Annotated in this window: 25 protein-coding genes; 13 read left to right on the forward strand and 12 right to left on the reverse strand. The window is 71.3% G+C overall.

The window, feature by feature from the left end:
• Positions 1–8: 8 nt before the first annotated feature.
• Positions 9–452 carry an ATP-binding protein gene (locus tag AB5J54_RS23245; RefSeq protein ID WP_369145846.1) on the forward strand — a complete coding sequence of 148 codons (444 nt, stop codon included), beginning with the start codon at positions 9–11 and terminating at the stop codon, positions 450–452.
• On the opposite strand, the gene AB5J54_RS23250 is transcribed toward AB5J54_RS23245, so the two are convergent.
• The 5 genes from AB5J54_RS23250 to AB5J54_RS23270 form a co-directional block, all read right to left on the reverse strand.
• Entirely contained in the window at positions 413–2,635 is a 2,223-nt protein-coding gene (locus AB5J54_RS23250; protein ID WP_369145847.1) for an FG-GAP repeat domain-containing protein, read from the reverse strand. The genes AB5J54_RS23245 and AB5J54_RS23250 overlap by 40 nt on opposite strands.
• 37 nt (positions 2,636–2,672) lie before the next feature.
• Positions 2,673–4,907, reverse strand: coding sequence for an FG-GAP repeat domain-containing protein (locus AB5J54_RS23255; RefSeq protein WP_369145848.1), 2,235 nt, complete (start codon positions 4,905–4,907; stop codon positions 2,673–2,675).
• Positions 4,908–5,028: 121 nt separating this feature from the next.
• Positions 5,029–7,281: an FG-GAP repeat domain-containing protein gene (locus AB5J54_RS23260; protein WP_369145849.1), complete on the reverse strand. Its 2,253-nt coding sequence runs from the start codon at positions 7,279–7,281 to the stop codon at positions 5,029–5,031.
• Between the two features lie 107 nt (positions 7,282–7,388).
• Positions 7,389–7,898, reverse strand: a complete 510-nt coding sequence (locus tag AB5J54_RS23265; RefSeq protein ID WP_369145850.1) for a DUF664 domain-containing protein — start codon at positions 7,896–7,898, stop codon at positions 7,389–7,391.
• A gap of 36 nt (positions 7,899–7,934) precedes the next feature.
• Positions 7,935–8,333 carry a DUF1992 domain-containing protein gene (locus tag AB5J54_RS23270; protein ID WP_369145852.1) on the reverse strand — a complete coding sequence of 133 codons (399 nt, stop codon included), beginning with the start codon at positions 8,331–8,333 and terminating at the stop codon, positions 7,935–7,937.
• A gap of 130 nt (positions 8,334–8,463) precedes the next feature.
• On the opposite strand from AB5J54_RS23270, the gene AB5J54_RS23275 reads away from it, so the two are divergent.
• Positions 8,464–9,300, forward strand: coding sequence for a M23 family metallopeptidase (locus tag AB5J54_RS23275; RefSeq protein WP_369145853.1), 837 nt, complete (start codon positions 8,464–8,466; stop codon positions 9,298–9,300).
• A 90-nt stretch (positions 9,301–9,390) separates the two neighbouring features.
• On the opposite strand, the gene AB5J54_RS23280 is transcribed toward AB5J54_RS23275, so the two are convergent.
• Complete coding sequence (locus tag AB5J54_RS23280) at positions 9,391–9,594, reverse strand: cold-shock protein (RefSeq protein WP_030208785.1); 204 nt, start codon at positions 9,592–9,594, stop codon at positions 9,391–9,393.
• Between the two features lie 261 nt (positions 9,595–9,855).
• On the opposite strand from AB5J54_RS23280, the gene AB5J54_RS23285 reads away from it, so the two are divergent.
• From AB5J54_RS23285 to AB5J54_RS23295, 3 genes are all read left to right on the forward strand, one after another.
• The gene (locus tag AB5J54_RS23285) at positions 9,856–10,728 is read left to right on the forward strand and encodes a menaquinone biosynthetic enzyme MqnA/MqnD family protein (RefSeq protein ID WP_369145854.1); all 873 of its coding nucleotides are present in this window, start codon (positions 9,856–9,858) and stop codon (positions 10,726–10,728) included.
• Positions 10,729–11,041: 313 nt separating this feature from the next.
• Positions 11,042–12,241, forward strand: a complete 1,200-nt coding sequence (gene mqnC, locus AB5J54_RS23290) for a cyclic dehypoxanthinyl futalosine synthase (protein WP_369145855.1) — start codon at positions 11,042–11,044, stop codon at positions 12,239–12,241.
• A gap of 7 nt (positions 12,242–12,248) precedes the next feature.
• Positions 12,249–12,848 (forward strand): hypothetical protein, encoded by a 600-nt coding sequence (locus tag AB5J54_RS23295; RefSeq protein ID WP_369145856.1) that lies wholly within the window; start codon positions 12,249–12,251, stop codon positions 12,846–12,848.
• 11 nt (positions 12,849–12,859) lie between these two features.
• Here AB5J54_RS23295 and AB5J54_RS23300 read toward each other — a convergent pair whose 3' ends face one another.
• Together AB5J54_RS23300 and AB5J54_RS23305 are read right to left on the reverse strand one after the other, a co-directional pair.
• Positions 12,860–13,621, reverse strand: coding sequence for a hypothetical protein (locus tag AB5J54_RS23300; protein WP_369145857.1), 762 nt, complete (start codon positions 13,619–13,621; stop codon positions 12,860–12,862).
• Positions 13,622–13,659: 38 nt separating this feature from the next.
• On the reverse strand, positions 13,660–14,202 hold the full coding sequence (locus tag AB5J54_RS23305) for a SigE family RNA polymerase sigma factor (RefSeq protein ID WP_369145858.1): 543 nt from the start codon (positions 14,200–14,202) through the stop codon (positions 13,660–13,662).
• Between the two features lie 136 nt (positions 14,203–14,338).
• On the opposite strand from AB5J54_RS23305, the gene AB5J54_RS23310 reads away from it, so the two are divergent.
• Together AB5J54_RS23310 and AB5J54_RS23315 are read left to right on the forward strand one after the other, a co-directional pair.
• Entirely contained in the window at positions 14,339–15,031 is a 693-nt protein-coding gene (locus AB5J54_RS23310; protein WP_369145859.1) for a demethylmenaquinone methyltransferase, read from the forward strand.
• Positions 15,032–15,051: 20 nt separating this feature from the next.
• Positions 15,052–16,383 carry a geranylgeranyl reductase family protein gene (locus tag AB5J54_RS23315; protein WP_369145860.1) on the forward strand — a complete coding sequence of 444 codons (1,332 nt, stop codon included), beginning with the start codon at positions 15,052–15,054 and terminating at the stop codon, positions 16,381–16,383.
• Between the two features lie 6 nt (positions 16,384–16,389).
• On the opposite strand, the gene AB5J54_RS23320 is transcribed toward AB5J54_RS23315, so the two are convergent.
• The 3 genes from AB5J54_RS23320 to AB5J54_RS23330 all read right to left on the reverse strand — a co-directional run bounded on the left by AB5J54_RS23320 (position 16,390) and on the right by AB5J54_RS23330 (position 18,513).
• The gene (locus AB5J54_RS23320) at positions 16,390–16,788 is read right to left on the reverse strand and encodes a response regulator transcription factor (protein WP_369145861.1); all 399 of its coding nucleotides are present in this window, start codon (positions 16,786–16,788) and stop codon (positions 16,390–16,392) included.
• 221 nt (positions 16,789–17,009) lie between these two features.
• Entirely contained in the window at positions 17,010–17,948 is a 939-nt protein-coding gene (locus AB5J54_RS23325; RefSeq protein ID WP_369145862.1) for a hypothetical protein, read from the reverse strand.
• A gap of 151 nt (positions 17,949–18,099) precedes the next feature.
• Positions 18,100–18,513: a hypothetical protein gene (locus tag AB5J54_RS23330; RefSeq protein WP_369145863.1), complete on the reverse strand. Its 414-nt coding sequence runs from the start codon at positions 18,511–18,513 to the stop codon at positions 18,100–18,102.
• 294 nt (positions 18,514–18,807) lie between these two features.
• Here AB5J54_RS23330 and AB5J54_RS23335 point away from each other — a divergent pair, with 294 nt between their 5' ends.
• The 4 genes from AB5J54_RS23335 to AB5J54_RS23350 are packed head-to-tail and all read left to right on the forward strand — an operon-like array spanning position 18,808 to position 22,853.
• Complete coding sequence (locus tag AB5J54_RS23335) at positions 18,808–19,338, forward strand: hypothetical protein (RefSeq protein ID WP_369145864.1); 531 nt, start codon at positions 18,808–18,810, stop codon at positions 19,336–19,338.
• The gene (locus tag AB5J54_RS23340) at positions 19,331–20,884 is read left to right on the forward strand and encodes a peptidoglycan-binding protein (RefSeq protein ID WP_369145865.1); all 1,554 of its coding nucleotides are present in this window, start codon (positions 19,331–19,333) and stop codon (positions 20,882–20,884) included. The genes AB5J54_RS23335 and AB5J54_RS23340 overlap by 8 nt, the downstream gene beginning before the upstream one ends.
• On the forward strand, positions 20,881–21,582 hold the full coding sequence (locus AB5J54_RS23345) for an ABC transporter ATP-binding protein (protein WP_369145866.1): 702 nt from the start codon (positions 20,881–20,883) through the stop codon (positions 21,580–21,582). The genes AB5J54_RS23340 and AB5J54_RS23345 overlap by 4 nt, the downstream gene beginning before the upstream one ends.
• Positions 21,583–21,638: 56 nt before the next feature.
• Complete coding sequence (locus AB5J54_RS23350) at positions 21,639–22,853, forward strand: ABC transporter permease (RefSeq protein WP_369149432.1); 1,215 nt, start codon at positions 21,639–21,641, stop codon at positions 22,851–22,853.
• 67 nt (positions 22,854–22,920) lie between these two features.
• Here AB5J54_RS23350 and AB5J54_RS23355 read toward each other — a convergent pair whose 3' ends face one another.
• A complete protein-coding gene (locus tag AB5J54_RS23355; protein ID WP_369145867.1) occupies positions 22,921–23,778 on the reverse strand; it encodes a C40 family peptidase in 858 nt (285 codons plus the stop codon).
• A gap of 670 nt (positions 23,779–24,448) precedes the next feature.
• On the opposite strand from AB5J54_RS23355, the gene AB5J54_RS23360 reads away from it, so the two are divergent.
• On the forward strand, positions 24,449–24,808 hold the full coding sequence (locus tag AB5J54_RS23360) for an NADH-quinone oxidoreductase subunit A (protein ID WP_019888619.1): 360 nt from the start codon (positions 24,449–24,451) through the stop codon (positions 24,806–24,808).
• Positions 24,809–24,827: 19 nt separating this feature from the next.
• Positions 24,828–25,382 carry an NADH-quinone oxidoreductase subunit B family protein gene (locus tag AB5J54_RS23365; protein ID WP_351185255.1) on the forward strand — a complete coding sequence of 185 codons (555 nt, stop codon included), beginning with the start codon at positions 24,828–24,830 and terminating at the stop codon, positions 25,380–25,382.
• Positions 25,383–25,419: the final 37 nt, after the last annotated feature.

Below are 25,419 nucleotides of genomic sequence, written 5' to 3' on the forward strand. Positions count from 1 at the left end.
TCGGGGGCATGAAATCCGAAACAGCCACCCCAACCAGTGAGTTCACGCTCCGGCTCTCGGCAACGCGCCGGGGCGCACGCCTGGCGCGGTTACTCGCTGTGCAGCAGCTCCGGGACTGGGGCCTGAGGGGCTCCGCCGCGGACTCCGTGGAGCTGGTCGTCGCCGAGCTCGCCAACAACGCGGTCCAGCACGGCTGGGTGCCGGGGCGGGACTTCGAGGTGCGGATGGAGCGCGGCGAGGACCACGTACGGGTCGAGCTGTCCGACGCGCGCGGCGAGCGGCGGCCGGTGCCGGCCCGGGAGCCGGACGAGGGCGGCTACGGGCTGCTGCTCGTCGCCGCCCTCGCCACGGCGTGGGGGGTGAAGGACCGGTCCGTCGGCAAGACGGTCTGGGCGACCGTCCCGCTGGCACGTCAGAACACGGTGGTGGGAGAGGAGTCCGGAGACACGTAGGTCCTCAGGTCGAGTTCCTGGAAGGGAGCCTTCCAGTCGCCGGTTCCCCTGGCGAGGTACACCCCACCCCCAGCGGCGTATCCCACCAGGTCCGGGCGTCCGTCGCGGTCGACGTCACCCACACCGACCGGCAGGAAGGGGCCCCAGTTGTCACCGACTCGGGTGCGGGCGGCGAAGGTGCCGTCGCCCTTGCCGAGGTAGAGCCAGAGGACGCCGGCCGTGTCGCGGGCGACGAGGTCGCCGGCGGGGCCGCCGCCGATGTTCCCGGTGGCGGTGATCGTGTTGTAGATGCCCCAGCCGCCGCCGAGCTTCACGCGGGTGGAGAAGGGGGTCGTGGCGGAGCCGGTGCCCTTGTAGAGCCAAAGGACGCCGGAGGTGTCGGTGGCGAGGAGGTCGGGGCGGCCGTCGCCGTTGAGGTCGCTGCCGGCGGTGAGCTTGTTGTAGACGCCCCAGCCGCCGCCGACCTTCACGCGGGGCGCGAGCGTGCGGCCGGCGCCCTGGTAGAGCCAGAGGACGCCGGTCTTGTCGCGGGCGACGACATCGGCGTACGAGGAGCCGGCGACGTCGCCCGGGGCGACGAGCTGGTCGTAGACGTTCCAGCCCGTGCCGATCCGTACGGGGTTCTTGTCCTGCCAGCTCGGTCCATAGCGGTTCGTGTACCCGTCGTGGACGAACAGCTCGCCGTTGCTGTTCCGTACGAGCAGGTCGGAGCTGCCGTTGTCGTCGAAGTCGTGCGAGGTGGACTGGCGGACGACCTTGAAGGTGCCGGAGACGACGAGGGCGGGGCCGATTCCGTTGTTGGGAGTCGCCGTCATCTTCCAGGTGTAGTCGCCGTTGTACGCGGTGACGGAGTCACTGAAGAGGCCGTCCCAATTCGCAGTCCGGGATCCGTTGGAATAATAGGCCTGGACGGTCGCTCGCTTTCCGGTCGCCTTGTGAACCAGTTCGACGCGCGCCGTGGCCCCGATCCGGCTCAGGGTCCAGGACAGGGGAACCGGGGCGGGGGTCCGGTCGAAGTCGATCGTCTCGGGGACGTCCTGCTTCACCAGCTCCAAGGTCGTGGGCTGGCCGGTGCTCGCCACGAGGCTGACCACCGGCCGGGCGCCGTCGGCGCCGGGGGCGATCCGGTAGAGGCCCTCGCCCTGGTCGAGCGTCCCGCCCCGCGCCATCTGGGCTCCGCCGGCGTCGGTGACGGAGCTCGTCGCGTGCTCCAGGAGCTTGACCGTCTCACCGGTCGTCAGGGAGCGGGCGAACAGCGCGAACAGGGCGTTCGGCTCTTGGATCGGTGCGTAGTTTCCGAACTGGCGGTACGTCACCCAGTCGCCGATCAGCTCGATGGCGACGGAGGCCGTGATGCCCAGGTCGTGACGCACGGTCTGGTCGGTGCCCCGCCGGGTCACGGCCACCTTTGTCGTGGAGTCCGCGGACTTCTCGACCCAGGCGATGTGAGTGGCCGACAGCGAGAGGCTCCCCGTCCCGCTCTCGGGCAGCTCGTACTCCTCGACGATCGTGTGGGTCGCGATGTCCACGACGGCCGCGCGGTTCCGCTTCACCCCGTCGACGGTGCCCGAGTACCGGACCACGGCGGTGTCGGGCGAATCCACGTCGATGTAGGTGATCACGGCGTCGGCCGGCAGGCCGGTCACCGTCTCGTCGACCAGGACACCCTGCGGCTTGCCGATGAGGTGGACGTCCGTGCCACCGGTCGCGTTGGCCTTCTTCATGACGAGCCTTGTGCCGGCGTACCTGGCGAAGGTGTAGCCGCCGCCGAGGGGGTTGATGTCGATCTCCAGCGGTTCGCCTCCCTTGCCCATGTCGTACAGGGTGAAGACACCGTCCTTCGAGCGCGCCGACACGATGTCCGACCCCTGGGCCGATGAGTACGCCCCCTCGGGGAGGACCGTCGTGACGCCGTCCGCGTACCGGGTCCACCGATAGGTCATGGGTGCGTTCAGGATGCTCTGGCCACTCAGGAAGCCTGTCGGGCCGGCGCCGAGGAGCCAGGCGTCGACCGGGAACGGCGCGACGTCCTGCTCCGCCGACTGCCCGGCGGCCGCCGTGACGGCCCCCGTCGTCGCGAAGGCCGCCGGTGCGGCCGTGGCCGTCGTGCCCGCCGTGACGGCGAGGGCGACGGCGACGGCGGCGGTGAGCCGGAGTCTGGTGTTCCGCGTGGGGAGGTTCAAGGCTCTGCTTTCTCTGTTCGGTCGGGCCAAGAGGGGGTCAGAACAGCGTGTGGCCCTGCCAGGTGAGCTCCGACGGCGTGAGGATGTTCATCCGGGCTCCGAAGGGCGCGTGCCAGTCGCCGGTGCCCGGATAGAAGGCGAGGCTGTCGTCGCGGCCGCCCATCAGGCCGTTGGCCAGGAGGTCCGGGCGGCCGTCGCGGTTCGCGTCGCCGATGGCGACGACGTCGGCGTACCGGTTCCAGCCGGAGCCGATGCGGGTGCGGGCGGCGAAGGTGCCGTCGCCCTTGCCGAGGTAGAGCCAGAGGACGCCGGCCGTGTCGCGGGCGACGAGGTCGCCGGCGGGGCCGCCGCCGATGTTCCCGGTGGCGACGATCTTGTTGTAGACGCCCCAGCCACCGCCGAGCTTCACGCGGGCGGAGAAGGGGGTCGTGGCGGAGCCGGTGCCCTTGTAGAGCCAGAGGACGCCGGTCCTGTCCGTGGCGAGGAGGTCGGGGCGGCCGTCGCCGTTGAGGTCGCTGCCGGCGGTGAGCTTGTTGTAGACGCCCCAGCCGCCGCCGACCTTCACGCGCGTGGCGAAGGGGGCGGTGGGCCTGCCGGTGCCCGCGTACGACCACAGCACGCCGGTCTTGTCCCGGGTGATCAGGTCGGCGTGCTCGGTGCTGCCGATGTTCCCGGGGGTGACGATCTGGTCGTACGCGTCCCAGCCGGACCCGATGGTCACCTCCGTCAGCGGGTTCCCCTGGCCGAAGCCGAACACCTGGCGGGCGTCGTACCGGTAGAGCCGGCCGCCGTACCGGTAGAGCAGGTCCGGAGAGCTGCTGTCGGAGAAGCTGTGCGGCGCCGGCTTGCCGACGACCTTGAGCGCGCCCGTCCTCTCGATGGTCGGGCCGATGCCGTTGGCGGGCTTGGCCGTCATCCGCCAGGTGTAGTCGCCGTTGTACGCGGAGATGCCGTGGTCGAACTCGCCGTTCCAGCCCAGCAGGACCCGACCGGTCTGGTCCGGGGAGGCGGAGAGGGTCTTGCTCCGCCCGGACGCGGTGTGCGTCAGCTCGACGGTGACCAGGGCGGAAGGGAGTCCCGAGAATCGCCACTCCAGCCGGACCGTACCGATCAGCCTGCTGACGTCGACGGTCTCGGGGACGCTCTGGTCGGTCACCGTGAGGACGAGGGAGCGGCCGGTGCTTGCGACGAGGGTGGCGGCGGGGGTGCCGTCCGGGCCGACCGCGATCCGGTAGACGCCCTCGCCGTGCTCGACCGTGGCGCCCTGCACGAACAGGCCGCCGTCGGAGTCGCCGCGGACGCGGTCCACGGTGTCGAGGAGCTTGACCGTGCGTCCGTCGGTCAGCGAGCGGGCCGTCAGGGCGTGGAGGGGATTGGAGGAGTACTGCTTCGTGCCCCCGGTCACGGAGTACGTCACCCAGTCGTCGCCCAGGAGATCGACCGTGAGCGGGGAGCCCCAGCCGAGGGGGACGCGCGTGCTCTCGTCCTGGCCCCGCCGGGCCACCCGGAGGGCCGCGGTGGTGGTGTCGTCCTTCTCCGCCCAGGCCAGACGGGTGGCGGAGGCGCTCGCTTCGGCGCCGTAGAGATTTCCCGTGAGGACCCGGTCCTCCAGGACCTTCGCGGTGGCGACGTCCACCAGGGCCACGCGCCGGGCGGAGGATCCGGCCGGCGCGTAGTGGAGGATCAGGGTGTCGGGCGAGGACAGGTCGTAATAGGTGAACGAGGCGGACGCGGGCACCCCGGAGACGGTGCGGTCCACGAGGGTGCCGTCGGGCTTGCTCACGAGGTGGATGTCGGTGCCGCCGTCGGGGCGCGGGACGCTGAGGACGAGGGTGGAGCCCGCCAGGCGTGCGAAGGTGAAGCCCGTGCCCAGGGCCTTGGTGTCGATCACGACGGGGTCGGCGCCCGTGGCCATGTCGTACAGCTCGTACCGGGTCCCCTCGTACCGCACGACGACGTCCGACCCCACGCTGCCCGCGTACGTGCCCGTGGGCAACAGCGTGGTCGTGACACCGTCCGCGTACCGCGTCCAGCGGTACTGCATCCCCTCGGCGGCCGTGTAGTGACGGGACAGGAAGCCCGACGGGCCGTTTCCGCCGATGAAGGAGTCGGGCAGCAGCGCGGGGACCTCCCCCTGCTGGGCCTCCGCGACGACGGCGGTCCCCGTGGACGCCACGGCAGCCGGTACGGCCGTGAGCGTGCCGACGGTGACGGCGAGGGCGACGGTGACGGCGGCGGTGAGGTGGCGCCGAGGCGCGCGGGCTCTGGACAAGGAGATTCCCCGTGGACGTGTGGGTGCGGTGTTCTCACCGCACCCACATGACTCACGGATGCATCGAAGAGTTGTACGTCGTGATCAGAAAAGTTCGATCACGCCGACACCCACACGTCGGCTAGACGACGCTGTTGAACTTGCCGCCCTCGCCCGCGTACAGCGACGTCGCCATCCGCGTGAACGGTGCCGTCGCCGAGCCCGTCGAGCGGTAGACGTACGTGCCGCCCGATCCGTACGCGATCAGGTCCGGGCGTCCGTCGGTGTCGACGTCGCCCGCGCCGACCAGCTGGGAGAAGGCGCCCCAGCCGGAGCCGACCTTCACGCGGGTGCCGAAGCCGCCGGTGCCGTTGCCCTGGTAGAGCCAGAGGACGCCGGAGGTGTCGCGGGCGACGAGGTCGCCGGCGGACGAGCCGGCGATGTTGCCGACGGCCGCGATCTGGTTGTAGACCCCCCAGCCGCCGCCGATCTTCACGCGGGTCGCGTAGGGGGCGGTGGCGGAGCCGGTGCCCCTGTAGAACCACAGCCCGCCCGCGGCGTCCGTGGCGAGGAGGTCGGAGCGGCCGTCCCCGTTGAGGTCCGAGCCTCCGGCGAGCTTGGTGTAACCGCCCCAGCCGGAGCCGACCTTCACGCGGGTCGCGAAGGTGCCGTCGCCCTGGCCCTGGTACTGCCACAGCACGCCCGTGCCGTCGAGGGCTATCAGGTCCCCGGCGGGCGAGCCCGCGATGGTGCCGACGGCCTCGATCTGCCGGTAGATCCCCCAGCCGGTGCCGACCTTCGTCCGCTTCGCGGTGTCGGCCCGGCCGCCCGTCGGCCAGTCGAACAGGTCGTCCCGCCACAGCACGCCGGAGGCGTCCCGGGCGAGGACGTCGGTCGAGCCGTTGTCGTTGACGTCGTGCGGGTTGGCCTTCCGGGTGACCGTGAAGCCGCCGGAGACGGTCGCCGGGGCGGTGCCGTCGCTCGGGGTCGCCTTCATGGACCAGGTGTAGGCGCCGTTCGGGGCGCTGATGCCGTCGAGGACGCCGTCCCAGGTCAGCCGGAAGGTGTTCCCGCTCACCGGGTTCACCAGGTGCGTGACGAACTTCCTGCCGGTGGCGGCGTGCCTGAGCGTGACCTCCACGTCGGCGTCGCCGCGGGACAGGGACCACTCCATCGGGACCGCGGTCGCCTTCTCCAGGTTCACCGAGGCGGGGACCGACGAGCCGGTCACCTTGACGCCCAGTTGCCGGCCGGTCTCTACGACGGTCGTCACGGCCGGCGTCCCGTTCGCGTCCGCGCCGATCCGGAACAGCCCGTCCACCGTGCTGCTCGCGCCGCGCACGAGCAGGCCGCCGTCGGGCGCGTGCGCCACGGAGGAGACGTTCTCCAGCACCTTGGACCCGGCTCCACCCGTGGTCACGTTCACCGCGTACAGCGGCGTCGGCACCTCAGGACCGGCGTTCGGGTCGCGCCGGGCCGCGTACAGGGCGGTGTCGCCGATGATCCCGGCGACGACCGGCTGCCCCGGGACGCCGGTGAGCGCGATGTCCTTGGAGAAGCCGCCGCCTTGGCCCCGCACCCGGAGCTGCGGGGCGCCCGCCACGTTCGTGATCCACGCCCGGTACTTCTCGGTGAGCGCGCCCGTCGCCCCGGCGTCCCAGTCCCCGGCGCCGTGGGTCCACTCCTGCTGGACGGGGGTCCCCGTGCTCACGGGGACCAGGGCCTCCAGGGCGTACGGGGTCGGCTCCCCGACGCCGGTGTCGCGCGTCCCCTTGATGAGGACGAGCACGGCCGGCCGGCCGTTCGCGTCCTTGCCCACGCCGACGACCTTGTGGGCGAACTCGGTGTAGCCGAAGATGTCGTTGTTGACGGAGTTGGTGATCTTCGTCTTGCGGACGAAGCCGTTCACGCTCTCCAGCTGCCACAGCTCGCGGCCCGCCGCGCCGGCCGGGGCGGGCGCGCTGACGTACAGGACGGGTCCGGCCGCGCCGAGCAGCTGGGCGTCGTAGCCGAACACGCCCATGTTGAGGCCGGCGTAGTCCGAGGTCGCCGGGTTGTACGCGGTGAACATGCTGCCGTCGCCCGTCAGCATGTAGTCGGAGCTGGAGTCGTAGCCGTTCGGCCCGGACAGCGTCGACACCGTGCCATCGGTGTGGTGCCACTCCAGCGCGGTGGAGCCGTTCTCGTCCGTGCAGGTCGTGACGTGGCCGTACGCGCCGGTGGAGACGATCTCGGCGCCGACGGGCAGCAGTCCGGCGGCGGTCGGCGCGCACCGGCCCTCGGCGGTGGCCGCCGCGAAGGCCGGCGCGGTGACGAGGGTCCCGGTCGCGGCCGTGACCGTGGACAGGGTGAGCAGAGCGGCGGCGAGCCGGCGCCCGGGCATGCGGTGCTGCAACGAAACCCCCAGTGAACGCGGGCACTTGGCATGCCCGTACCTGAGTCAGACTCTTGATCGAATCAGGGGGTTGTGCCGTCCCGCAGGGGATTTCCGCGAGGCGCGGCTCAGCCCCGCCGCTCCACCAGGCCCCGTACGTACGCCGCCTGCCCCGCGTGCTGGAGGTCGTCCGCGATCACCGACACCAGGCGGACGCCGAGGGTGACCGGCGGGTCCCAGGAGGTGTCGACGATCCGGTCCAGGTCGGAGTTGGTGACCGCGCGGATCAGTTCCTCGGTGCGGGCGTGCACGGCGTCGTGGTAGCCGAGCAGCAGCTCCGCCGGGGCGCGGACCGCGGCGACCTGCGCCCTCGTCTGCCCGTAGCCGGTGGCGCGCTTCGAGAACGGCAGGCCGAAGCGGTCGGCCCAGCCGTCCGAGGTCCACAGCTGGTCCGTGTCGAAGGCGTCCGCGAGATGGTCGTCCTGGATGCGGGTGAGGTGCCAGACGAGCCAGGCGACCGAGTTGGCGTCGGGATCGACCCGTACGGTGAGCTCCTCGTCCGTCAGACCCTCCACGGCTTCGTGGACGGCCTCACGGATCCGGCCGAACGAGTCGAGCAGCAGACCGGCGCTGTTCATGGGGGCTCCTCGGGGTCGGGGGACCTGCGGATCGAGCTACGGACGCTCCGCCCTCCACCGCTCCACCACGGCCTCCACGTCGAAGGGCCTCAGGTTCAGCGGGGGACCTGCCGGGGGCCGGGCGAGGGCTTCGGCGATCCTGGTGTTGATCTCGCCGAGGATGCGGCGGACCTGGCGCTCCGAGACGGCCGCGGCGACCGCCGTCTCCGCGTCCTCGGCCGCCTTGCGCAGGGCGAGGGAGGGCGGCAGGACGGACGCGCCCTCGCGGTGCATCTTCCCCTTGATCCACCACAGCTCGTCGTACGGCGCCGAGTCGTCGGGGAGGGGCATCCCGAAGCCGGACAGGCTCCGGAACTCGCCGCGCTCCGCGGCCTCGCGGATCTGTTTGTCGACGAACGACTCGAAGCTGACACCGGGCGGCTTGCGTTCGGTCATGTGTCCAGACTACGTAACCGCCGCGCTCCGGGTGTGGTTCTCGCGGACTACTGCGACCCGCGATCTTCCGGCACTCTGTGGTCCGTTCAACGCGCGTCGACCCCTGTCCATCCACCTCACCGGAGGACGCATGCGTGCACGGATCACCCCCCTCGGCACCCTCCTCGCGCTCGTCGCGGGCCTGCTCACCGCGCTCGTCACCGCCGGCCCCGCCCAGGCCGCGCCGCTCTTCAAGGCGCCGTTCCCCTGCGGGCAGACCTGGACCTACAGCCATCACTCGGCCGAGGTCCGCCAGGCGCTCGACTTCGTCCGCTCCGACGGCGGCACCACCGCCGGCACCCCGGTCCTCGCCTCGGCGTCCGGCACCGCCTACCGCTACTCCCAGCCGACCGGCGCCGGGAACTACATCGTGATCGACCACGGCGGCGGCTGGAAGACGTACTACTTCCACCTCAGCGCCTACTCCGTCGCCGACGGCGCCCAGGTCTCCCAGGGGCAGCAGATCGGCACCACCGGCTCGACCGGCAACAGCTCCGGCGCCCACATCCACTACGAGCAGCTCTACAACGGCGTCGGCCAGACCATCGTGATCAACGGCGTCTCCCTCGCCCCCTACCCCTCCTCCTACGGCTCCAAGTCCCTGACCAGCGACAACGGCTGCTCGGGCGGAGGAGGCGGAAAGTACTGGGTCGACACCTTCGCCCACGCCACCGGCTACGCCCAGGCGAACACGAACGACCCGCAGGGCGTCCTGAACGCGGGCACGAACTACGTGTACTGCAAGGTCTGGGGCGCGGAGGTCCGCGACGGCTCCGGGAACTACAACCACTGGTGGCTGCGGACCGACCTCGACACCGTCTACGCCGGGAAGAACGGCTACGGGGCGTACGTCTCCGCGTACTACCTGTCCCGCTGGGGCGACGACGAGGCCCGGGACAACAACGGGACCGTGATCCCCACCTGCTGAAAAGGGCAGGAGCCCCGCTCGTGCCGCGAGGCACGGAGCGGGGCTCCTTGGGTACTGCTCTAGTCGTGCGCGTTCGCCGACCCGGGCAACTTAGGCCGGGGTGACGTTCTCCGCCTGCGGGCCCTTCGGGCCCTGCGTGACGTCGAAGGTCACGAGCTGGTTCTCCTCGAGCGAGCGGAAGCCGTTCGCGTTGATCGCGGAGTAGTGGACGAAGACATCCGGGCCGCCGCCGTCCTGGGCGATGAAGCCGAAGCCCTTTTCAGCGTTGAACCACTTCACGGTTCCGGTAGCCATGAGCCCTCCTATGGGCCAAAGGGTCGCCCTGCTCCAGAACCTGCAAACAAGTCTGAAAACTACAAAAGCCTGCGGGTCACATGCTCCGCAGGCTCTGTACTGCAAGGGAAACCAAACTGCAACTTGCGTTGAGCGTAGCACGCAGGACGCTCGCGGCGGTAGAGGGAAAGATCACGTCACCCGCATGTTTGATTCCGCTCCGTGTGCTGACGCGCGTGCCCCGCCGATGCCCACACTGCGAGACGGGTCTAGCCTCGCGATGTGGACAAAGCAACCGACGACCAGCAGCGCAGCCGGCCCCGCGTCGGACACATCCAGTTCCTGAACTGCCTTCCCCTCTACTGGGGCCTGGCCAGGACCGGGACGCTCCTCGATCTCGAGCTCACCAAGGACACCCCGGAGAAGCTGAGCGAGCGCCTCGTCCGGGGCGACCTCGACATCGGGCCCATCACCCTCGTCGAATACCTCCGCAACGCCGAGGACCTGGTCGCGCTCCCCGACATCGCCGTCGGCTGCGACGGGCCCGTCATGTCCTGCGTGATCGTCTCCCAGCGGCCCCTGGGTGAGCTCGACCGCGCGCGCGTGGCCCTCGGCTCCACCTCCCGCACCTCGGTGCGCCTCGCCCAGCTGCTCCTCTCCGAGCAGTACGGGGTCGAGCCCGACTACTACACCTGCCCGCCGGACCTGGGCCTGATGATGCAGGAGGCGGAGGCCGCCGTCCTGATCGGCGACGCCGCGCTCAGGGCCTCCCTGCACGACGCGCCCCGGCTCGGCCTCCAGGTCCACGACCTGGGGCTGATGTGGAAGGAGTGGACGGGCCTGCCGTTCGTCTTCGCCGTGTGGGCGGCCCGCAAGGACTTCCTGGCGCGCGAGCCGGAGACCGTCCACGAGGTCCACCAGGCCTTCCTCGCCTCGCGCGACCTCTCCCTCGAAGAGGTCGCCAAGGTCGCCGAACAGGCCGCCCGCTGGGAGACCTTCGACGCCGAACTCCTGGAGCGGTACTTCCGCACCCTCGACTTCCGATTCGGTCCCGAGCAGCTCGCCGGCGTGCGGGAGTTCGCGCGCCGCACCGGCCCCACGACCGGCTTCCCGGCGGACGTCGCGGTGGAACTCCTGCCGCGTCCCGCGCGATAGCGGCGAAGCCGCGGGGAATGGGGCGGGAAAGAAATACCGGTGGGCCCTCCCGTGCGCCGGGCGGGCCTTTCCCGGCACCCCCCGGAATGCGGTCGCTCTCCCCGCGGCACCCGTAAATGCGCCACGCCGGTGGCACACCCGGAATTCACCGGATATTCGCCGGATTACCGCACACGCCGCACCGGCCGCATCCCCTCCCCGCACCCCCTCCCCGGACTCCCGCCGCCGCGGACCCACACCCTGCGGAAGCCGCGAAGAGCCCTGGCGTAGGCTGGCTCGGTCGATCAGAACCCCTCCGAAAGGGACGCACCCGGTGACCGAGAAGGCCGAACTCCAGTCTGTTCTCGACCGCGCCGCCGCGGGTGGCCGGATCACCCCCGAGGAGGCGCTCGACCTCTACCGCTCGGCGCCCCTGCACGCGCTGGGCGCCGCCGCCGACGCGGTGCGCCGCCGCCGGTACGCGGGGACCGAGCACATCGCGACGTACATCATCGAGCGGAACATCAACTACACGAACGTCTGTGTGACGGCGTGCAAGTTCTGCGCGTTCTACGCCGCCCCGAAGGACACCAAGAAGGGCTGGACCCGGGACCTCGACGACATCCTGCGCCGCTGCGCGGAGACCGTCGAGCTCGGCGGCACCCAGATCATGTTCCAGGGCGGCCACCACCCGGACTACGGCGTCGAGTACTACGAGAAGCACTTCGCCGCCATCAAGAAGGACTTCCCGCAGCTGGTCATCCACTCCCTCGGCGCCTCCGAGGTCGAGCACATGGCCCGCATCTCCGGCGTCTCCGTCGAGGAGGCGATCACCCGCATCCACGCCGCCGGGCTCGACTCCTTCGCGGGCGCCGGCGCCGAGCTGCTGCCCGAGCGGCCGCGCAAGGCGATCGCCCCGCTCAAGGAGAGCGGCGAGCGCTGGCTGGAGATCATGGAGATCGCCCACAAGCTGGGCGTCGAGTCCACCTCCACCATGCTGATGGGCACCGGCGAGACCAACGCCGAGCGGATCGAGCACCTGCGGATGATCCGTGACGTGCAGGACCGGACGGGCGGCTTCCGGGCCTTCATCCCGTACACGTACCAGCCCGAGAACAACCACCTCAAGGGCCGTACGCAGGCCACGCTCTTCGAGTACCTGCGGATGATCGCGATCGCCCGGCTCTTCCTCGACAACGTCGCCCACATCCAGGGCTCGTGGCTGACCACCGGCAAGGAGGTCGGCCAGCTCTCCCTGCACTACGGCGCCGACGACCTCGGCTCGATCATGCTGGAGGAGAACGTCGTCTCCTCCGCCGGTGCCAGGCACCGCTCCAACCGCCTGGAGATCATCGACCTCATCCGCAAGGCCGGCCGCGTCCCCGCGCAGCGCGCCACCACGTACGAGCACCTCGTCGTCCACGACGACCCGGCGAACGACCCGGTCGACGAGCGCGTCGCCTCGCACATCTCCTCCGTGGCGATCGAGGGTGGGACGGCCCACCCCGAGCTGAAGCTCCTCGACGCCAACTGACGCGCCGGTGCTGACCCTCCACGTCGCCGAGGCGACGCCCGAGAGCGCCGTCCTGGTGGACGGCGCCCTCGTCGCCGCCGTCGGCCCGTACGAGGACCTGGCCGAGCGGCACCGGAACGCCCGGCTGCGGCGGTGGCCCGGCATCCTCACGCCCGGACTCCTCAACCCGTACGGGCCGGAGCTCCTGGAGGAGACGTACCACCCGGACCCCCGGGAGGCAGCGGAGTTCGGCACCGAGCCGATCACGGGGGAGCGGGCGCGGGAGATCTTCCGGGCCGACCCCGCCCGGCGCGGCGCCTCCGCGCGCCGCGGTGTCCAGCGGCTCCTCGCCCACGGGACGGTCGCCGTCGCCGGTGAACTGCGCGGCCGGGCCGCCGTGGACGCCGTGCGCCGGGCCGGTCTGGCCGTCGGCCGCCGCCCGGAGCGGCTCCCGGGACCGCCGTCCCTCTCCCCGGCGCCGCTGGTGATGCTGCCCGGCCTGGTGCCGGGCGGCCCCGCCCGCTTCGCCGTCTTCGACGTCCCGGACCGGGCGGCGCTCGTCCGCCTCGGCGCGTCGACGTGTGTCGCGACCGTCGTCGAAGGCCGACTGGTGTTCCGGCGGCGCTAGGGCCCGTCGGCTCAGCCGCCCTCGACCGGGGTGCTCTTCTCCTGCACCGGGTACGCGTCCGCGTACGTCAGCAGATCGGTGAAGCGCGCGTCGCGTACGACGGTCAGCAGCTGGCCGGGTGACACGGGCGCCGAGGTGGTGTCCGAGGGGCTGACGGAGAGCAGCACATTGCTCCTGCCGTAGCGCGTGACGACCATCGACCCCAGGGTCTCGGGCCTGTTCGCGGCCAACGCGTACACCTGCGCGATCCGCCCCCCGCCCAGATCGGTCTTCTCGCACGTCATCCGCTTCGCCGGGATGTTCCGGCACTCCTGGAGGCGCTCGCCCTCCGCCGGCCGGATGGACAGCTTCACGGGGAAGGACCGGCCCCCCGCGGTGATCCGGTAGTCGGAGACCTCGTCCGCGACCGGCCGGATGTCCGTGACGGTCGCCGGGAGCAGCTCGTCGAGGAGGGCCGACACCTGCTGCTGGAACTGGGCGCGGCGGGCGCTCTCGGCGTCGGAGAGCTTCTCGGGCGGTGTCTGTCCCGGGGTCGGCTGTGCCTGGACGGGCGTGTGGTACGCCGAGGGGAAGGCGGCCGGCGGGGCCGCGGGCAGGGCGATGCCGGGGTCCGCGGCGGAGAACAGGGAGAGTCCCAGGGCGGCCGCGGTCACGGTCCCGAAGACGCCGCCGGCGACGGTGAGCCGGGCGCGTGCGCGGCGCCTGCGGCCCAGACGCATCGCGGAGGGAGCCAGGTCGGGAAGGGGCGGAAGGTCGAGTGCCGTGCGGTCCATGGCACGGCGGAGCATCGTTTCGTCGTCCACTCGGGGCCTCAGCTTCCGATGGTGTGGTGAAGGGGGTGGGGATCGGCGGTGTAGAGGTGTGCCTCGCCGAGGCGGTCCCGGAGCCTGGCCAGTGAGCGCGAGCACTGGCTTTTGACCGTCGCCTCGCTGCAGCGCAGGAGCGAGGCGACGGTCTCCACACTCAGGTCCTCCCAGTACCTCAGGACGACCATGGCGCGGGCTCTGGGCGGCAGCTCGGCGAGCGCGGCGAGCAGCGTGACCCGGAGGTCCGGCTGTTCGGTGGCCCGCGCCGGGCCGAGCCCGCCGGTCTTGGTGAAGGCGAGCAGATCGCGCAGTCTGCGCCGCCGTTCGGCGAGGAACGTACGGGTGAGCACCGTCTTGGCGTAGGCATGCGGATGCTCCGCCGATCCGGCCCGCCGCCAGTGCTGGAAGAGCTTGGCGAGGGTGGTCTGGGTGAGGTCGCGGGCGGTCTCCGCGTCCCCGCACAGGAGGTACGCGGTGCGGTACAGCCGCGTCTGCGCGGATCGGGCGAACTCCTCGAACCCGGCGTCCGAGCCAAGCGGTGACGGCATCTCGCTCCCTTCGTCAGCACTGTCACCCATCCTTGAGCGCGCTCGCCGGGAAAAGGTTGAAGGCGGATTCCGGGAAATCCTCCGGGGGCCGGGGCCGGTCCCCGCCCGCCCGGGGGGTGGCTGCCACAATGGCCGGGTGAGCCGAGCATCCCTGGACAAGCAGCCGCACGAAGTCGCCTCGATGTTCGACGACGTGGCGGCGAACTACGACCTGACCAACGACGTGCTCTCCCTCGGGCAGGACCGCCGCTGGCGCAAGGAGGTCGCGAAGGCGGTCGACGCCCGCCCCGCGCAGAAGGTCCTGGACCTGGCCGCCGGCACCGCCACCTCCTCGCAGCCGTTCGTGCGGGCGGGGGCGTACGTCGTGCCGTGCGACTTCTCCCTCGGCATGCTGCAGGTCGGCAAGAAGCGGCACCCGTGGATGCCGTTCACGGCCGGCGACGGCACGAAGCTGCCCTTCCGCGACGACGTGTTCGACGCGGTCACGATCTCCTTCGGGCTGCGGAACATCCAGGACACGGAGCGGGCGCTGCGCGAGCTGTACCGGGTGACGAAGCCCGGCGGCCGGGTCGTCATCTGCGAGTTCTCGCACGCCACCTGGGCGCCGTTCCGCACGGTGTACGAGGAGTACCTGATGCGCGCGCTGCCGCCGGTGGCCCGCGCCATCTCCTCCAACCCCGACGCGTACGTGTACCTGGCGGAGTCCATCCGGTCCTGGCCGGACCAGCCGACCCTGGCCGGGCTGCTCCAGAAGGCCGGCTGGTCGAAGGTGGCCTACCGGAACCTGTCGGGCGGCATCGTCGCCCTGCACCGCGGCTTCAAGGCCTGACTCCGCCCGGCCCCGCCGCCATGAAATTCCCCCATCCTTCCCTCGACCCCTCCGGGAGTTCCGCCGTGACCGAGCAGCCCCTCTCCGAGCACACCGCAGATGTGATCGTCGTCGGGGCAGGCCCGGCCGGCTCCACCACCGCCTACTACCTGGCCAAGGCCGGACTCGACGTCCTGCTCCTGGAGAAGACGGCGTTCCCGCGCGAGAAGGTCTGCGGCGACGGCCTCACCCCGCGCGCCACCAAGCAGCTCGTCTCCATGGGCATCGACATCTCCGAAGAGGCCGGCTGGCTGCGGAACAAGGGCCTGCGGATCATCGGCGGCGGCGTCCGGCTCGAACTGGACTGGCCGGAGCTCGCCTCGTACCCGGACTACGGACTCGTCCGCAAGCGCGACGACTTCGACGAGCAGCTCGCCCGCCAGGCGCAGAAGGCCGGTGCCCGGCTGTACGAGCGCTGCAACGTCGGCGCGCCGATCATCGACGACCGTACGGGCCGGATCACCGGCGTCCACGCGAAGCTGGGCGAGGAGAAGCGCGAAGTCACCTTCCACGCGCCGCTCGTCGTCGCCGCCGACGGCAACTCCACCCGGCTCTCCCTCGCCATGGGCCTGCACCGGCGCGAGGACCGGCCGATGGGCGTCGCCGTCCGCACGTACTTCACGACCCCCCGGCACGAGGACGACTACCTGGAGTCCTGGCTGGAGCTGTGGGACCGGCGCGGCCCGCAGGACCGGCTGCTCCCGGGCTACGGCTGGATCTTCGGCATGGGCGACGGCACGTCCAACGTCGGCCTGGGCATCCTCGACTCCTCCTCGGCGTTCCGGGAGCTGGACTGGCGCGAGGTCCTCAAGGCCTGGTGCGCGTCGATGCCGGAGGACTGGGGCTTCACCCCGGACAACATGACGACGACGATCCGCGGCGCCGCCCTGCCGATGGCCTTCAACCGTCAGCCGCACTACACGAAGGGCCTGCTGCTCGTCGGCGACGCGGGCGGCCTGGTCAACCCGTTCAACGGCGAGGGCATCGCGTACGCCATGGAGTCGGGCCAGATCGCGGCCGACGTCATCGTCCAGGCCCACGCGCGCGCGACCCCCGCCCAGCGCGAGCTGGCGCTGCGGAACTACCCGCAGATCCTCAAGGACACCTACGGCGGGTACTACACGCTGGGCCGCGCCTTCGTGAAGCTCATCGGAAACCCGAAGATCATGAAGATCGCGACCCAGCGTGGTCTGACGCACCCGCTCCTGATGAAGTTCACGCTGAAGATGCTGGCCAACCTCACCGACCCGACGGGCGGCGACGCCATGGACCGCATCATCAACGGTCTCTCGAAGGTGGCCCCGAAGGCCTGAGCGCCGTCAGGCGCAGCGGGTGAGCCCGGCGACCGGCCGGGTCAGCGGGGACCGGGGCACGACGGTGCGCAGCTCCGGGAGCCTGCCGGCGTACTCGTGACAGAGACGGGCCGGCCAGACCGCCTCCGTGAGCAGGGCGAGCAGATGGAGCTGGGCGCGCGACAGGCCGCCCAGCTTCTCCCGCATGTTGGTGACGTGGAACTTGACGGTGCGCTCGGTGATTCCGAGGTGTTCGGCGAGGTCCGTGTTGGACTCACCGCCGGGCATTGCGGACAGGACCTCGATCTCGCGGTCTGTCAGGGTGTCCAGGTGGCGTATGGCGGTGGTGACCGGGTTGATCCGGGCGGCTCTCGATCTGTTGACCTCGGCCGGCGCGGAAACGCAGTACTGGCACTGACGATGCATGTGTCTCCCCCCTGAGACGGCATTCGCTGGGCGCTGTGCGACGGGACCCATGGGCTGGTTCCCGGGGAACCGACGAGTTGGTTCCCGATGGGAACGGTAAACCCGATCGGGTCGCGATTCATGGCCCTTCCAGGCCTCCCGGGACGTCCCACCGGCCGGAAATCGCCCTCCCGACGTGCGGCTTCGCACGGCGGAGGGCCTTCCGGCCCGTGTCGCACGGCTCAGCCGGCCAGCGTGGCGGCGAGCTTCAACCGTTCGTTGAGCTCGGTCTTCGCCTGGTTCAGGGTCTCGGCGTTCTGCTCGATGTTCCGCTTCTGGTACGCGGTCTCGACGGTGAACCAGATGCCGACGAGGTTGGCCCTTTCCTTACAGGCGACGTCCTGCTTCGCGGCGGCGATCGCCCGGGGGCTGCCGTACGTGTTCGCGTCGAGCCCCAGGTCCTTCTGCGGGCTGACGGGCTCGTCCGCCTTGTAGCCCTTCTCGGCCATGCAGGAGGACCAGGCCTTCACGGCGGCGACGACCCGGGAGTCCTCGCGGGAGCGGGAGTAGGCGTCCATCCCCACGTTGGTGACGAACATGATGTCCACCGCGCCCTTCTTCGGCGCGTAGAGCGTGAGGAAGCCCTCCCGGAGGCAGCCTCCGACGGGCACCTTCTGCCCGTTCAGCGTCTTGCCGCTGTCCTTGGCCCTGGCCTCTTCCAGGCTCATCGGCTGGGGGCCCTTGTACTCCGGGCCGTTGAGCGCGAGCTCGCCGCTCGGGCCGAGGTCCGGACCGGTCGGCTTCGGCGGCCGCTGGGCGCCCCGGTTCGGGGTGTAGCCGTAGCGGGCCGCGACCGTGGCGTCGGTCAGGCCGTAGTGGGACGCGTCGGACCGGCCGCCGGTGACGGGGGACCGGGGCAGCTCGTACGTGAACCCGAAGCGCTTCATGCAGTCGCTGGTCACCCGGGACTGGGCCTGCTCCAGCTTGCGGCGCTGGTCGGCCGTGGTCTCGTAACCGTCCAGCGGGTACGAGAGGCTGGCCGTCGACAGCAGCCGGGGAACCGTCCCGATCGCGGGCTCGCGCGAGGAACCGTCGCCACCGCCGTCGGATCCGGCGGAGCAGGCGCTGAGGAGCGCGGCGCTCAGCAGGAGAACGGTCGCGCGAGCGGCGAGTGGACGCATGGGGCTGCTCCAGGGACGTGTGCGTGTCTACCATGGGAGCAGCCGTTGCTCTGCCCGCCTCTTTCGGGCGGAGCAACGGCTGCCGCGGTGGTGCGAGTTGCCGGAGGCTACTCCGGCGGATCAGCTGGGTGGCGCCTCAGGGGCCCGGTGATCAACGGCCCTTGTAGTAGTACGCCGAGGAGATCTGGTTCTTGAAGGTCGCGCTCGCGTTGCCGATGTAACCGGCCGGCAGGCTGCCCTCGTAGCCGCCCGCGCCGGCGTCGGTGTAGACCCACCACCGGTTCGAGTCGCGGTTGTTGTACGAGGCGGTGTTGTCGTTGACGAGCTCGTACGTGCCGTTGCCGGGGCCGGGGAACCGCTCGCCCCAGAAGTTCGGGTCCTCGACGAAGAGGTCCCAGACGGCTCCGCCCTGGTCGGAGTTGTAGTACAGGCCGAACTCGCCCGACTCCAGGCCGCCGTTCTTCCCGGCGGCCGAGGCCGTGCCGGCCGTGGCCAGCGCGCCGGCGCCGAGGGCGACGAGCGTGACGGCCGTGGCGGCGACGCGACGGAGTGCAGTGCGCTGCATGTCGTTGCCTTTCACGTAGCTGTGGTGGATGTGGTGACTGTGGCCCGGAGTGGGCCGGTGTCCATACGAACACCGGCAACTCGACGTCGTCCACTGTCCGTTGAGACAGTTACCGGCCGGGCTACCGCTGGCTATGCTCGGTCCTGTCGCGGTGCCGCAGGGCGCCGGACCCATCGCGCAGGGGCCTTGTACGTGGCGGAGCGCACCGCCGCGTCGGCCCCCTCCCGCGCGTTCCCATGACGCCCCGTAGACGGGGACTCCCCGTCGGAAGGACCGTTTCTGATGAGACGCCTCATGGCTGTTCCCGTACTGATCCTCGCCCTCGGGCTCGGGGGGTGTTCGAGCGACGGGGACGGCGCAGCCCGGTCGCAGCCGAGCACGGGAAGCTCCTCCGCCTCCGCCGCCCCCTCGTCCGCCACCCCCTCCTCGGGGGCATCGCAGGACGTCGCCGACTGGGCCGCCTACTACGACTGCCTCGGCGCCCAGGGGCTCACCCTCCAGGACACCGGCAGCGGGGAGAAGCGCGTCGACAAGGACGCCAACAAGCCCGAGGCGATCGCCGCGGCGGAGAAGGCGTGCGTCGGGAAGCAGCCCGGGAAGGGCCAGGTCGACCCGGCACGCCTCGACACGGCCAGGAAGCTGTCCGCCTGCATGCGCAAGGAAGGCATAGCCGACTACCCGGACCCCGATCCGGCGACCGGTGAGGCGCCGCTCGACGGCGACCTCGGCAAGCGGATGAAGAACGATCCGAAGGTCATCGAGGCACTGAAGGCCTGCCGGCCGACGGCCCCCGGCGCCGACGGCGGGACGGTCGAAGGTGGCTGACGACACCCCTCACGACACCCTGGACGACACGATCGCGCCCGGCGGGGAACCGCCGGGCGGGCTCGCGAACGGTACCCGGACCCCCGGCGGCGACGCCGGGGGCGCCCGGATGAACCGGCGCCGCTTCTGGGTCGCCGCCCTCGTGGCCGGGGCGGTCGCCCTGACCGGCGCCGGCGTCGCGGCCACCGCCCTGATCCGCTCGCCCGCACAGGTCGCGGCCGACGCCGAGCCGCCGCCGCAGGACGTGCTGGTAGCCCGGATCGAGAACCGCGTCCTCGCCGAGACGGTCGTCCTGCGCGGCACCGTCGTGGCCGGCCAGACCGTCCAGGTCGCGCCCGTCTCCGCGGGCGGAGAGGGCGGCACCTCCCCCGTGATCACCAAGGTGTCCGTGAAGAGCGGGGACGCGGTGCGCTCGGGCAAAGTGCTCCTGGAGGTCTCCGGCCGGCCCGTCTTCGTCCTGCGCGGCGGCCTGCCCGTGTACCGGGACCTCAAGCCCGGCGCCACCGGCGACGACGTGAAGCAGCTCCAGGACGCGCTCGCCGCGCTCGGCCACGGCCGCGGCGGCGACAGCAAAGGCACCTTCGGCCCCGGTACGAAGGATGCGGTCGAGGAGTTCTACTCCTCCATCGGCTACGACCCGAAGCCCGCCGTCGACGACGACGGCGCCGCCGTCGACGGCGCCGGGACGGCCGTGACCGGTGCCGAGCGGGCCGTCGTGGACGCCCGCGACGCGCTCGCGGCCAACAAGGACGCCACCCAGACGAAGTCCCTGAAGAAGGCCCGCGACCGGGCCGTCGAGGACCTGGCCGCCGCGCGCGAGACCCTCGCGAAGGCGGAGGCGGCCGCCGGACCGATGGTCCCGGCGGCCGAGGTCGTGTTCGTCCGGGCCTTCCCCGCGCGGGTCGCCACGATCACGGCCCGGCCGGGAGCGCAGGTCTCCGGCACCGCCATGACCCTCTCCTCCGGCAAGCTCATGGCACAGGGCTACCTCCAGGACCACCAGAAGGGCCTGGTCCGCGCCGGGCAGAAGGTACGGATCCTCGCCGAGACCACCGGGCAGGAGACCGCCGGCACGGTGGTGTCGGTGGCGGACACCCCCTCTCAGCAGGACCAGCAGTCCGGCCCGCAGGGGACGGGCTCCGGCGGGAACAGCGGCAGCGGCACCGGCAACGGCGGGGGAGGGGGAGGGGACGGCACCCAGGGCAACGGCGCCGTCGGCTATCTCTTCACCGTCGACCCCGCCCGCGAACTGCCCTCCGGCCTCGCAGGCCAGGAGGTGCGCCTCACCATCGAGGCCGCCTCCACCGACGGCAAGGCCCTCGTCGTCCCGGTCACCGCCGTCTCCGCGGGCGTGGACGGCAAGACCGTCGTCACCACCGTCGACGGCACCGGCCGGCAGGAGCGGATCGAGGTACGGACCGGCACCACCGGTGACGGCTACGTGGAGATCGTCCCGCTCACCGCCGGCGCGCTCCAGGAAGGCGACGAGGTGGTCACCGGGGTCAACCCGGGCGCCGCCTCGGGCAGCGCCGAGGGGTCGCCGTGAGCGAGGAGGACGTCCCGGTCATCGCGTTCCGCGCGGTGGCCCTGACCTACCCGGGACCGCCGCCCGTCGCCGCCCTGCGCCCCTGTGAACTCACGGTGCGGCGAGGCGAGTTCATCACGGTCGTCGGCCCGTCCGGCTCGGGCAAGTCGACCTTCCTGAACGTCGCGGGACTGCTCGACGCGCCCACCGCCGGCACGTACCTCCTGGACGGCATCGACACGGCGGCGCTGCGCGACGGGGAGCGCACGGCCCTGCGCGGGCGGCGGATCGGCTTCGTCTTCCAGTCCTTCCACCTGCTGCCGCACCGCAGCGCCACGGAGAACGTCATGCTCTCGATGGTGTACTCGGCGGTGCCCCGCGCCGAGCGCCGCACCCGCGCCCGTACCGCCCTCGAACGGGTGGGACTCGGCCACCGGGCCGAGGCGCTGCCCGGCCGGCTCTCCGGCGGCGAACGCCAGCGGGTGGCCATCGCCCGGGCCCTGGCCGGCCGCCCTTCCCTGCTCCTCTGCGACGAACCGACCGGCAACCTCGACTCGGACAACGCCGCGTCCGTCCTCGACCTCCTGGGCGAACTGCACGCCTCCGGGATGACGATCGTCGTCATCACCCATGACGCGGAGGTGGCGGCGCGCGGCGAGCGCACGGTGACGATCCGCGACGGGGTGCTCAGCGAGCCGGCGCGGGGGAGGCGGACGTGAGGCGAACCCCGAAAGGCTCCCCGAAGGTCGAAAGCCCGCGTACGAAGCGGGAGCGGGTGGTCGAACCCTCCCGGCTCGCCGCCCGCGACGTCCTCGCCGAGGCCGTCGCCGGAATGCTCCAGCGCCCCGGACGCTCGGTCCTCACCGCGCTCGGCACCGTCCTCGGCGTCGGCACGTTCGTGGCGATCCTCGGGCTGACCGCGACCACGTCCTCGCAGATCGACTCGCGGTTCAACCTGCTCACGGCCACCGAGGTGACCGTCGAGGACGTCGCCCGCGACCAGAACGAGTTCGCCGACCCCGCCTTCCCGGCCGACGCGGACGCCCGGATCGGACGCCTCGGCGGCGTCGAGGACGCAGGCGTGTACTGGCCCGTCCGACTGTCGCCCGGCACGGCCGTCCGCTCCGCGCCGGTCGGCGACGCCACGGGCAGCGAGCGGATCGACGTCGTCGCCGCGTCCCCCGGGGCGCTGCGGGCGGCGGCGCCGACCCTCCGGCAGGGCCGTCTGTACGACGAGTTCACCTCCCGGTCCGCGCAGTCGGTCGCGGTGCTCGGCAAGTCGGTCGCGGACCGGCTCGGCATCACGACCCTGGAGACCCGGCCGGCGGTGTTCATCGGCGACGAGCCCTTCACGGTCGCCGGGATCATCGACGACGTGCAGCGCAGGGCCGACGTCCTGATGTCGGTCACCGTGCCCCGGACGACCGCCGAGAAGCTCTGGGGGCCGCCGCAGCAGGGCGACGCGAAGATGCTCATCACGACGGCGACGGGCGCGGCGAACCAGATCGCGCGGGAGGCGCCGGTCGCGCTGCGCCCGGACCACCCGGAGTACCTGAAGGCGGTCCCCCCGCCGGACCCCCGGACCCTGCGCGCGGGCGTGACCGACGACCTGGACCAGCTCTTCCTGCTCCTCGCCGGGGTCTCCTTGGTGATCGGCGCGGTCGGGATCGCCAACACCACCCTCGTCGCGGTCCTGGAGCGGACCGGCGAGATCGGCCTGAGACGTGCCCTCGGGGCCCGGGGACGGCACATCACCGTCCAGTTCCTCACGGAATCGGGTGCCCTGGGCGCGATGGGCGGGCTCGTCGGTACGGCGCTGGGGGTGTCCACGGTGATCGTGGTGGCGCTGGTACGGGACTGGACGCCGGTGATGCACACGGCGACGGTCGTCGCGGCCCCGGCCGTCGGCCTGGTCACGGGCGTCGTCGCCGGTCTCTACCCGGCCTGGCGGGCCTCCCGCATCGAACCGGCCGAGGCGCTGCGCCGCTGAGACGGTACGACGAAGGGCCGTCTCTCCCCCGAGGAGTGACGGCCCTTCGTCGTACGAGCGGGGTGGATCAGAGGATGCGGACCGCGCCCGAGGGGGTGTCCCAGTCCATGGTGTGCTCGACGACGCCGCTGGACGGGTTCTGCGCACCGACGTACTTGCCGCCGCCGACGTAGATGGCGACGTGGTACGAGCCGCTGCGGCTGCCCCAGTACAGGATGTCGCCCGGCTGGAGGTTGCTCAGGGAGACGGAGGTGCCCATGCTCGACTGCTCGTACGAGATACGGGGCAGGTCGATGCCGGCCGCGCGGTAGGCGGCCTGGACGAGGCCGGAGCAGTCCCAGGAGTTGGGGCCGGTGCCGCCGGAGACGTACGCGTCGCCGATCTGGGCGCGGGCGAAGGCCACGATCGCGGCGGCGGAGCCGGTGGGGGCCTGCGTCTGGCCGCCGTCGTCCGAGGCGGTGGAGCCGCTGTCGTTCGACGCGCTCGTGCTGGAGAGCTGGGTGCGCGCGCTGTCGCGGGAGGCGCGCTCCGCGGCCTCCTTGCGCTCCTGCTCGGCCTTGAGGCGGGCCTCCTCGGCGCGCTCGGCCGCGGCCTTGCGGTCGGCCTGGGCCTTGGCCGTCTTGGCCTCCTTGGCGGCCTTCAGCAGCGCCGCGTCCTCCTGCGTCCGGAGGTTCTGGTCGAGGGCCTCCTGCTGGGAGGCCTCGGCGGAGGCGGCGACGGCACTGGCGAGGCCGGTGCCGGCGTCGAGGGAGCCCAGGGTGGGCATTTCGATGGTCTCGGTCACCGGCTCGGCATTCGCCGGCCCGGCAGCACCGGCCACCGCGATGGTGCCGAGGACGCCACCGGCAACTCCGGCGCGGAGCGCGAGCTTCGAGGCGCTGCGGCGGGGCTTCCGGTGGCTGGGTATGTGAGCGGTGTGGGACATGGGTACAACCGCTATCAGGGCTTCACGGTTCCCTTCAAGAAACGTGGGTTGCGCCACAGTTGCGTTTGGAATCTGTGAATCCGCCTCCGTGCCAGCCTTATTGACGCCGTAACGGGCAAATCGGGCAGGGCTCATCTGGCCCTTGATCACGGGTTTTCAATGAAACGCCCGAATTGCCCGACGCTTACCACCTCTTGACGCCGATGGCCAAGCCCTCTTCTTTTTGAGGTTCCTGTGACGTGACGCAGGTCACAGGAAGCCTCGCGGGCGCTCGTGAACGCGTGCACGCGTCCACCTCCGTACGCCCGACCCCCCGACCGGGCGACGGCCGGTTCCTTTATCACCAGGACGCGTTCCATCGCCAATTTGCCTGTAGTGGCCATCACTTGATAGTGCGGCACCCCTTCCGAGCAGCGATTTCCGGTACGGATGTCACATCTGGTGATCACCTGGGCGCTTCGCGCAACAAGATCACCGCTCATCCGACTTCATGATCCTTCGTCAGGTGGTGGAGATCACAAAGTCGTTGCTGTACCCCGTGTCGCAGATCACAGAGGGGCGGGCATAAGATGCGGGGCAGCCGGGCTTGTGAACTGCCTCACATGGGGGTGATCTTTCACGGCCGGCGGTGCGGTCCAACGGTCAAGGACGACTGGAAGGAGCGAGGAGCGTGAATGCGTACGCGCCCGTCCTCGTGCTCGGCGCCCTGGGTGCGGGGTTTGCGATCTTCTCCGTGGTCATGGCCACGCTTATCGGGCCAAAGCGGTACAACAGGGCGAAACTAGAGGCGTACGAGTGCGGCATCGAGCCGACGCCCACTCCCGCCGGAGGCGGCCGCTTCCCGATCAAGTACTACCTGACGGCGATGCTCTTCATCGTCTTCGACATCGAGATCGTCTTCCTCTACCCCTGGGCCGTCACCTTCGACGCCCTGGGGCTTTTCGGGCTCGTGGAGATGTTGCTCTTCGTGCTCACCGTCTTCGTCGCCTACGCGTACGTGTGGCGGCGCGGCGGGCTGGAATGGGACTGAGGGGCTGAGAGGCACACTCATGGGACTCGAAGAGAAACTCCCGAGCGGCTTTCTGCTGACGACGGTCGAACAGGCCGCGGGCTGGGTGCGGAAGGCGTCCGTGTTCCCCGCGACCTTCGGCCTCGCCTGCTGCGCCATCGAGATGATGACCACCGGCGCCGGCCGGTACGACCTGGCCCGCTTCGGCATGGAGGTCTTCCGCGGCTCGCCGCGCCAGGCCGACCTCATGATCGTCGCCGGCCGGGTCAGCCAGAAGATGGCGCCCGTCCTGCGGCAGGTCTACGACCAGATGCCCAATCCCAAGTGGGTCATCTCGATGGGCGTCTGCGCCTCCTCGGGCGGCATGTTCAACAACTACGCGATCGTCCAGGGCGTCGACCACATCGTGCCGGTCGACATCTACCTGCCCGGCTGCCCGCCGCGTCCGGAGATGCTCCTGGACGCGATCCTCAAGCTCCACCAGAAGATCCAGACCTCCAAGCTCGGCGTGAACGCCGAGGAGGCGGCCCGCGAGGCGGAGGAGGCGGCGCTCAAGGCGCGGCCGACGATCGAACTGAAGGGGCTGCTGAGGTGACCGACGCACGCGCGGCCGCCGGGCCGCAGACGACAAC

The sequence above is a fragment of the Streptomyces sp. R44 genome (assembly GCF_041053105.1).
In the GTDB taxonomy this organism is placed as follows: domain Bacteria; phylum Actinomycetota; class Actinomycetes; order Streptomycetales; family Streptomycetaceae; genus Streptomyces.